This is a genomic window from Fictibacillus sp. WQ 8-8 (assembly GCF_024494405.1).
Lineage (GTDB): Bacteria > Bacillota > Bacilli > Bacillales > Fictibacillaceae > Fictibacillus_C > Fictibacillus_C marinisediminis.
This window is the reverse complement of record NZ_JAMXKG010000014.1, coordinates 77,182-86,437: the sequence shown is the minus strand read 5'-3', so window position 1 is coordinate 86,437 and position 9,256 is coordinate 77,182. Positions and strand designations below refer to the sequence as shown.

Sequence of the window (9,256 nt, the reverse complement as noted above, 5' to 3'; positions counted from 1 at the left end):
AAGACCACAATTTCAAACAGAAGCGTCTTCTGAATTAACTCCTGTTAAACGGGATGTAAGAAGTGCTCAACAGGACAAGTCTCAGGAGAACCAAGATAAACAATAATAGTCAAAAAAGCGTACATTCCAAAGAATGTACGCTTTTTTATATTATACCAATTATTCCGCTGGTGGATTTTCGACGGCAATTTGATATGCGTTCAAGATGGCATTGCTCTCTGCCGGGTTCGTAATTCCCACCGAAACCTATTACGATACATATCAATTTATTACCCATTTCTTCAACTATCAGCATTTACAAATGTTCTATCCGTTTGTACTAAGTGCTAACAAACGTTTCAGGTTGTCATCAATAAATTTATTATCGACACGGTTGATTCCGCGTCCGGCAAAATGGCCCCAGATCGACTCGATAGGATTAAAAACAGCATTAGGTACAAGCTTAGCCTCGTATTTGTTATCGTCCTCCGTACAGAATAGATCACTGCTCCCTGGCATGACGCAGGCTAGTGCTTTAATGCTTTTGAGTGCCTTATCGAAATCACCGTTATAGGCTGGGTTTGCACTAATATCTGCAAACTGTCCTGTCCATAACATGGCCAGGACATTGTGCGGATCCATCTTCATAAAGCTATTTTCCCAGACGCCAGACACAAAATCTTCCAATGAATCATATCCCATATCACGATAAAGTTCCTCTCTGTAATATGCCTGTGATAGTCCCCATCCTGCATAGACACGGCCTACAGCGCGCATGTCTATAGAATTCAATTGGTTTAGTTTACTAGAATCGAAGCCAACTGCAGCCATGAGCGCAGCTTTCATCCCGTCCAGGACCACATACGTTTGTGGCCAAGTCTTTGCACCTCCGCAGAAAGGTGCAATTCGTTCCACCATGTCAGGGTAACTTGCCCCCCATTGGAATGATTGAAGGCCACCCATTGACCAACCGACTACGAGTGCAATCTTTTGAATACCGAATTTTTCGGTTATAAGTCGATGTTGCAATTTAACGTTGTCATAGATGGTTACCTGAGGAAAATTAGCCCGGTCAAATGGAGGAGGCGTATTACTAGGAGACGAAGATAATCCGTTTCCCAGCAGATTTGGTACGATAATGAAATAATGTTGTGGATCTAATGCCATTCCGTTTCCAATCAACCATTCATTTTGAACATGTTGATCGCCAAAAGCAGTTGGATAGACAATGACGTTATCTTTCTTTTCATTCAATTTTCCATAAGTCTTGTAAGCAAGAAAAGCATTTGGTAATGTCACTCCAGACTGCAATGTTACATCACCTAAATTATAAATCTCAAAATCCTCCATGAATTGTCACTCCTTTCTAAATGAAACACAAACATTTAGAATGTATTTCTTGTTATTAAGTATAAAGCTGTGTTACGTTCAATAAAAGTGAACAAAATTAATAGTAGTATTCAATAATATTGAAAGTTCGAGGGGGAATTATGATGGAATTTCGCCAACTGAATACATTCCATACGGTTGCAACAACTTTAAATTTCAGTCGAGCTGCTGAAGCACTAAACTATGTACCCTCTAACGTCACGATGCAAATAAAAGCATTGGAGGAAGAGCTTAATGTTCGTCTCTTTGATCGCTTGGGAAAGCAGCTCGTTCTCACAACTGCGGGTAAACGTTTTTTAACTCATGTCCAGGACATTCTAAACAAATTGGACGAAGCCCGCAGCTCCGTTGATGACAATGAAATTCTAAGTGGTACTCTAACGATCAGTGCCAACGAGGTTGTTTGCGCCTATCGACTTCCAGAGGTCTTTAAACTTTTCCGTTTGCGGTATCCGGGAGTTCGCCTTATCTTTCGCTCCGTTCCAAATCAACAACTCAAACAAACGCTCTTTGAGGGTACCTCAGATGTCGTCTTTATATTAGATGAACCCATTCAATCAACGGGACTTGCAGTGGAAGCATTGACAGAAGAAACTTTTCACTTTTTCGTCGCTCCAGATCATTCACTTGCGAAACGAACTATATTACAACTTGAAGATTTCCGGGGAGAAGTTTTCCTCATTAATGAAAAGGGTTGTCCCTATCGAACCATGTTTGACCGAACATTTAAGAAAGGAGACGTTGATAGTATTTCTCCTTTAGAGTTTCAAAGTGCCGAAGCCATTAAACAGTGTGCAATCTCGGGAATCGGTATTGCCTTTCTTCCTGAAATAGTAACTGAAGTCGAAGTTGAACGTGGTGAACTTGTTGCTCTTCCTTGGAGAATTTTAGACTTGGATGTATATACACAGATGTTATGGCATAAAGACAAGTGGCTTTCACCGATAATATTATCTTTCATAGAAACAGCAAGGGAGGTTATGGGTATAGAAGAAGACAATATGTCTAAATAGTTTAACCTATTTAGACATATTGTCTTGAATTTCTTTGCATTTAACAGTACTTTCTATCAGGTAACAGGAAACTCAATCAATACCTATACAATACTATGCATCAATACTTTTATCAGATCCTCTATACAAAATAATTTAAAACACCTTTAACATATATTAAAAGCTATTAGATGATACTGTTAAGAAATATATAAATCTTACACCAAAAAGTATAACCCCTTTACTAAAAAAACACTTTTCGTTATGAACAAAATTATTTAATGCATAGTATAAGTCTACTATGTATTAAGAATGATGACTTAATTCTTCAACTAAACTGCTCGTTAGTGCAGTAAATATAGCTTCACAAAACTTATAAATATAAGCATTTATACAATTTTTCCTTGAGTATTGATTCATAAATTTTAATAAACATACTGCCAAAACACACATCATTAATTGCCAGAAACAGGCTCTGACCGCGGAGTAAAAATGGTTCTTTTTTATAGTTGATTTTATGTTAAGGGCCGCTATGAAAGCTAACCAATCCTACGAAAATAAGTAATAGAAGAGAAATAGAAACAAATCCAAAAACCACCGGATAGCTTTATTTTTTCACTGAAACAAATAACGCTTACTTTTAGTGATAGGCTTCTTTTTTATACATTTCATGCAATTTTACATTAACCAATAGAAAAAACGTCCCTATTAAACGCGAAAGGAATAGGAACGTTTTTCTTCTAGCTCGTAATTTTGTTTGGTGGATTCAGGGTCATAATAGGGTTCGGTATTTGTTATCAAAAAGTGGCCATACACTGGTCACATTAAACTTAGAAGTGGTTGGATGTTGTTGATGGTACCTTAGTCTGATGGGGTGAAGTCAAAACAAGAGATAGCTTAAACAAGATTTCTTGGCAATATAAATGAAAATAATAAGGATGAGGGTCCACTTGTACTCGGGCAGCATTATTACTTCCGGGATTAATATGTTTTTCAAACGGGTGAAAGCATTAAGGCGTACTCATCATCTCCTTTATCATCTTAGGTATGTATTTGGCACATTATCTTAACAAGATATTTAGAAAGCATTTGAATAAGTTGGGATGGGAGGAAAAATTCCGACTGATGGCTTACAGAAGGATACATTCCATCTCTAATATATGTAGTCAGCTATTGCATGGGCTCCATGAAGTAATAGATCTGCCGCTTTTTATCAATGGTAGGCGCAACTCTATTTCCATTGACCGTGTCAATCCCATGAAGGTTCGATTTTACTCTTCCTAGATATACCGTATACTTTTGTTTGGTCAGTGATTCTACCTTGAAATGAACAGATGGTGAGGAGTTGTTTTTTTTGTTCTTTATCTGAATCTCATTGGAAGAACGATACCAAGTATATTTTCCATTCTTTTTGCCAATATTGACGACACCTACAGCATCTCCATCGCTAACCTTCTTCTCGTAAAAGATAAAAACATCTCGCTATTTCAGTTCTTCCCATTATTTCATCTTCCGTTATTCCTTCTTCTTTCGCCCCTTTATGGATGGCATCATAGGAAGTATCATGCTAAGTGAGTTTCTCTTGTCCATTCGCGAATAAAGAACACCCTGTAAGGAGTAGTATCCCTAAAGTAATCCATAACGTTTTTGCTTTCATTCCATCTTCTCCCGTTCTTTGCTATAGAAACAAATTCGAGATGTGAGTGGAAAACACCTTTGTTGCTAATGATTTCTATTTAGTGGAAGAAAAATGCTGTAATCCCTGTTTATAGGCAGTAACACCCAGCGACACATTATTGGAGCCGTAATGTTCGATGCCTCTATGACGGTTCCACAACCAGTTTGTTAAAGATTATAAATGCCTCTTTTTTATTGAGTGATTCTAATTATTCCCCGTAGCTTTCAATCAGGTTGGCCATATGGGCATAGGCACCACCTGCCAACAGAGCAGCTGCAACTAAAATAGCTTCTGATAGCTCTTCTTTTGTTGATCCTGCTCGTTGGGCAGATTTTGTATGAACGTCAATGCAGTACGGGCATTCTGTGGTATGGGCTATTGAAACTGCTATTAATTCTTTTAACTTTGCATTTAATTTTCCTTCTTTGGTTGCTTCAGTGCTGAAACGGGAATATGCGCTAAAACCATTAGGGATTAATTGTTTCAAATTGGCTAACTTTTTAAGATTGGATCGGCGATAGAGGGTATCATTGGCATCTTGATCAAGGGCATTTTGCATATGAGTGCTATGAGTAACTGCACCTCCGGCTTCAAGTGCAGCTGTTACAAACACTGCTTCTACCAATTCTTCAAGGGATGCACCCGATGTTTTGGCATTACGGGTATGCACATCAATACAATAAGGACACTCAGTTGCGTGCGCCACAGCGACAGCAATAATTTCTTTATCCTTTTTTGTAAGAACGCCTTCTTGCATTACGGTTCTACTAAAATTTTCGTACGCTTGCTGTTGTGCAGGAGCTAATTCGCCCAGCTTAGCAAGATGACGTAAGTTTTCCCTTTGATATAAGTTGTTTGCCATCATTCATATTCCTCTCTTAAAAACTGCTTGTTTTAAATTCAAAGTCCATCCTTTATTACTTCCTCAGATTCACCTTGGCCTGTTCCATTTTTTTATACTATCCATTTTGAATAAGAGTATTCAAAGCTTGTCAAGCCGTATTTTACAAATTAAAAATCAGTAGGTATTTTCTTGGACACAGAGCCGCCTGCTTTTTTCCTGCCTGGTATGCAGCTGATACCGGTTTACAAAACTTTGCGAACAACAAAGAAAACCCCAGGTGAAAAGTGCAATTGTAGGTAAACCCTTACCGCACCATTTAATAAAAAATAGGAAAAATTTTAGAAATTATTGCATAAAAAATAGTTTAAATTGAGATGTTATGTAAAAAAGGAGGTGAGTACATAATGGCAAATCGTAGTGGTGGTAATCGTAATCAAGTATTAGTACAAGGTGCACAACAAGCACTTGATCAAATGAAATATGAAATCGCAACTGAATTTGGTGTGCAACTTGGAGCTGACACAGCTTCTCGTGCTAACGGTTCAGTAGGTGGTGAGATTACAAAACGTCTTGTTGCTCAAGCACAATCGCAACTTTCTGGAGGTTCTGGTGGAGCATCTCGTTAATTGTAGGTAATAATGTATAAGTTTTACTTCTCTCAAACAAAACATAAATGGATCAGGCTACCTAAAAATAGGTAGCCTTTCCGTATTTTCGATTCAAAACTAGATCTCCTTTTTTAAAAGAGCAAAGGGATAACAAGAGGAGGTCTACAATGGCGAAGCAGACTGAATGTTATCCCAATAATCATTAACATCAACAAAAGGATAAAAAAATATCCATCTTTTGTGTTAAATAAATGTAAATTTACTACATAACAATCGTTGTTTTGAACAAAAAATTTTTAAACTGGATTTATAAATACCGAAAAGCCTCGTCACAACTGGCATCGAGCGACCAAACAATTACTGTGGTAAGGTAAGGCTCGACAGTCGGGAATTTAGATGTACGACGATCAATTAAAATAACAACATTTAAAAGACGAAGATAAAAGCAAAGCTCCCAATAGAGGGAGCTATTTCAATGGGATCAACTAATTTTAAAATTATTATCTGTCTCCCACAAATAATGGGCATGTGTGCCATCTACAAATGACCCGTTAAGCACAATCAAACAATTTGATGGAACCAGTTTTTTCATTGGCGTTGTTAACTTAACCTATTTTCTTTGGCATTTAACAATTGATCTGTCCATCACGAGACTGGTTATGCTTGTGACGATGATAGTTGATGTCAAGAGTTTACGCCATTTATTACATGTTGAATGTTTAACTTTCTCCCTTTAATCTGAATTTTCCATTCTATTAAAGAAGGTTATTGATGAATGAAAGCGCTTCTTATAAAATTTAAATAGACACAAATCTATAATAAAAGCGTATCCCCCAATATTCAAGAAGGGACTTAATCACCACATATCAAAAAAAATTATATTTTTACACAAGAATCTATTATATTGGCTTGTACTAAAGAATATACAAAGAAGAGAATACCATCGTTAAGAGCCAATATCACAGTGGAATGTATGACAAAATGTGGTTGTAATAGATACAACGATTTGGATGGTATCAGAGGTACAAGAAGATTCAAAATCGGTAGTTAAACATAGTGGTACCAAAAAACAACAGCAAAATGAAATTTATGGAAATAAGGAGGAAAGAGGGAAATCATGAACGTAGAGATCGTTTTAAGGGAACTGATAAAGGACTTTGAGGAAAAACTTAAAAGGGAGTTACTCCCAAAAGAAGTCGATTTCTTAAAGGACATTCTCTCCAATGAACGAGATGACGAAACATCCAGTTAAATCCTTTGTAATTCCTTTTTTATATTTCTTTTTTTTAATTCTTTAGCGAGTAAGTCAATAAAATCCTGGGCTAACATTAGTTTTTTTGCTTCAACATAAGCCTTCATTAGAGACTTGTTAGACATCTTGTCTAAAGTCATCTGTACCATTCCTTTCTAACCGATCAGACACTTTATGTACAATTATAATAACGTTTTTAACAAAAATTAACCCTTATTTTGTCCTATTGTTTCGACAATTCCCTTTTTTTTGTTCATTTTGAACAATCACCGATTGATCGTTGTAGAAAAGCGGATACACGATGTGGTGAAAAGCTTATGTGGGAGAGATTGCATATAACAGTAATTTCTTTAAAAATTCCTGATTACAACTTTCTGGCTCTGGAGTGGTTAAACTTTCCCCATACGTGAGTGGAAGAAAACAAATATCGTCGCAAGCATGTTTGGCTAACATAGGAGGTCGTCTCATCCAATTAATACAAAAAATAGAGCATGAACAGAATGAGGAAAAATTTAACTACGTATGGTAACAATAATGTTGTTTTCTCTCATTTAAAAGGTCATTTTGTTTCACGTTGTAAGAATAGTTCAATCATATTAAGATAAAGAGAGTGAGAGGAAGAGGAGGATGTTATGAACAAGTGTAACATGAATCACTCAAAAGATGATGTCAAACGTAAATACGAGGCACGGAAGGAAGAACTTCCAGAAGATATTTGTGGGTTATTTGATGATTTTTTAAACAGGAATAACTCACAACCCACCTTAAATGAGATGTTTCATCTTCTCAAAAAATATGATTTAGTTGATGAATTGGAAAGATTAGAACGAAATAGAAAAATGAGATCGTTACTTCTTAAATAGGGATGTAATAAGACTTCCTATTACAGGGGTACTCACAATTCAATAGGCATTTTAGAACTTGTATCGTACTTTCGATACAAGTTCTTTTTATAGGGGCAATTTTTATGATGGAAAGAAAAGAAGCAGTCTAAATTTTTTTCCGAATGGTCCCTTTGCATCCGTCATAAAAGGATGTTCAAAAAACCAAACGGTATGCTCTCGGTTTCTTCATCAAGATATGGTTTTGCAGAATACTTTCTTGGCCCGTGGACTCGTATATACCGAAAATATATCCATTTTTTATTCATTTTGCTTGCAAGTTTAGGAAATTAATTTTCACGTACCGTATTAAAAATTAAAAATTTCTCATCTCACTCTCCCTAGGATGCTGATGAAAATGGGATATAAAATTGCTAGGTACATAACTATCTTCCACCAGGCAATAGAAGGAAACATACATTTACATACAAAAACATAGTCATAAACGTTTTTATATACACATGTGTATGCGGATGTGTAATTAATTGCAACAATGTATAAAATACAGGCAGTTTCTACAATGGCTATCGATCAACTATACAACAGAAGAAACCACAACCATAAAAACTAAACAGCCTTAGTCCGAAGCGATCGGAATAAGGCTACACATTAAACTATATGAAGCTGTCTTGGGCCTGTTTATTATCAATTATATTATTTTACCTTCGATCAGCCAAAACCGAATTGATAAATATCAGTTTCCAAAATTCCTTTGCTATTACTTGATAGCCACTTAAACTCAAATGATTATCTTGGGGATTCGGCATGTATTTTTGATAATGTTTGGTAATTTTTTTGAGTGGATACATAAGTATCACCGTTTGCTTTAGATCGAAGTTCAATTTGTTTATTTAACGCGTCTAATAGCGGCAATAGAAACGCTTGAACATCCGGTGGATAATATGCAAAAGAATTGTAATACCCCATTACATAAACCTCAACGTCTGGGTTAAGTTGATAAATAGTACTAAGTATCGTTTGCAAATTAACACTTACAACAGGTATAGCTTCTGCAGCACGACTTGGATCAGTAAGAAGCCTGCGAAATAAGTCATTTGCGCCAATATCAATAGTAACATGGGGAGCTTCTTTTATTTCTTTCCTGACATTTTCATTGGTCAAAAGATCATTTTTCAATTAAAAGAATAACGAATCTACCAGTGATTGGAATAGTAAAAAAACAGTATGATCGCTCTGATGTTTTTTTAACAGCTACTCTCTACGAAGTATCAGAGGCCGTTCAAGCATGTGCCGACATAGTTGCATTTGATCTACAAAGCGGGAAGACCGATCCGGGATACATTAGAATCTTTTATAGAGGAAGTAAAAAGGAAATTTCCCAATGTTTTATTAATGGCCGATATTTCAATTGCAGAGGAAGGCATAAAGGCAGCTGAGTACGGAGTGATATCGTGGCTACGACATTGTCAGGGTATACTTCATACAGTGAAAATAAGAACAGGCCAGATCATGATTTGATTGCGAATCTCTTTAAAAGGATCTCTATCCCGATTATTGCTGAAGGTCGGATCAGCTATCCTAATGAAGCAGTTTTTTGTTTAAAGAATGGGGCCTGGTCAGTAGTTGTTGGTTCAGCCATTACACGGCCACAAGATTACTAATAAGTTTGTGA

The 9,256-nt window shown here is 36.4% G+C and carries 8 protein-coding genes and 1 pseudogene; 5 read left to right on the top strand and 4 right to left on the bottom strand.

Features of this window, described 5'->3' with window-relative positions; genetic code table 11:
- Positions 1-306: 306 nt before the first annotated feature.
- Positions 307-1,329: an alpha/beta fold hydrolase gene (locus M1K46_RS21305; RefSeq protein WP_256227606.1), complete on the bottom strand. Its 1,023-nt coding sequence runs from the start codon at positions 1,327-1,329 to the stop codon at positions 307-309.
- A gap of 143 nt (positions 1,330-1,472) precedes the next feature.
- Between M1K46_RS21305 and M1K46_RS21300 the strand changes: the two genes are divergently transcribed.
- Positions 1,473-2,381: a LysR family transcriptional regulator gene (locus M1K46_RS21300; RefSeq protein ID WP_256227605.1), complete on the top strand. Its 909-nt coding sequence runs from the start codon at positions 1,473-1,475 to the stop codon at positions 2,379-2,381.
- A gap of 1,865 nt (positions 2,382-4,246) precedes the next feature.
- Here M1K46_RS21300 and M1K46_RS21295 read toward each other — a convergent pair.
- Positions 4,247-4,903: a carboxymuconolactone decarboxylase family protein gene (locus tag M1K46_RS21295; RefSeq protein ID WP_234293242.1), complete on the bottom strand. Its 657-nt coding sequence runs from the start codon at positions 4,901-4,903 to the stop codon at positions 4,247-4,249.
- A gap of 383 nt (positions 4,904-5,286) precedes the next feature.
- Between M1K46_RS21295 and M1K46_RS21290 the strand changes: the two genes are divergently transcribed.
- Together M1K46_RS21290 and M1K46_RS21285 are read left to right on the top strand one after the other, a co-directional pair.
- On the top strand, positions 5,287-5,508 hold the full coding sequence (locus M1K46_RS21290) for an alpha/beta-type small acid-soluble spore protein (RefSeq protein WP_256227604.1): 222 nt from the start codon (positions 5,287-5,289) through the stop codon (positions 5,506-5,508).
- A gap of 1,099 nt (positions 5,509-6,607) precedes the next feature.
- The gene (locus tag M1K46_RS21285; protein WP_256227603.1) at positions 6,608-6,742 is read left to right on the top strand and encodes a hypothetical protein; all 135 of its coding nucleotides are present in this window, start codon (positions 6,608-6,610) and stop codon (positions 6,740-6,742) included.
- Here the strand turns inward: M1K46_RS21285 and sda are convergent.
- Entirely contained in the window at positions 6,739-6,867 is a 129-nt protein-coding gene (gene sda / locus M1K46_RS25920; protein ID WP_375162234.1) for a sporulation histidine kinase inhibitor Sda, read from the bottom strand. The two genes, M1K46_RS21285 and sda, sit on opposite strands and share 4 nt — an antisense overlap.
- Before the next feature lie 507 nt (positions 6,868-7,374).
- On the opposite strand from sda, the gene M1K46_RS21280 reads away from it, so the two are divergent.
- Complete coding sequence (locus tag M1K46_RS21280; protein WP_256227602.1) at positions 7,375-7,605, top strand: group-specific protein; 231 nt, start codon at positions 7,375-7,377, stop codon at positions 7,603-7,605.
- A gap of 765 nt (positions 7,606-8,370) precedes the next feature.
- Here M1K46_RS21280 and M1K46_RS21275 read toward each other — a convergent pair.
- On the bottom strand, positions 8,371-8,760 hold the full coding sequence (locus tag M1K46_RS21275) for a GDSL-type esterase/lipase family protein (RefSeq protein WP_256227601.1): 390 nt from the start codon (positions 8,758-8,760) through the stop codon (positions 8,371-8,373).
- A 23-nt stretch (positions 8,761-8,783) separates the two neighbouring features.
- Between M1K46_RS21275 and M1K46_RS21270 the strand changes: the two are divergent.
- A pseudogene (locus M1K46_RS21270) lies at positions 8,784-9,245 on the top strand (hypothetical protein).
- Positions 9,246-9,256 lie beyond the last annotated feature (11 nt).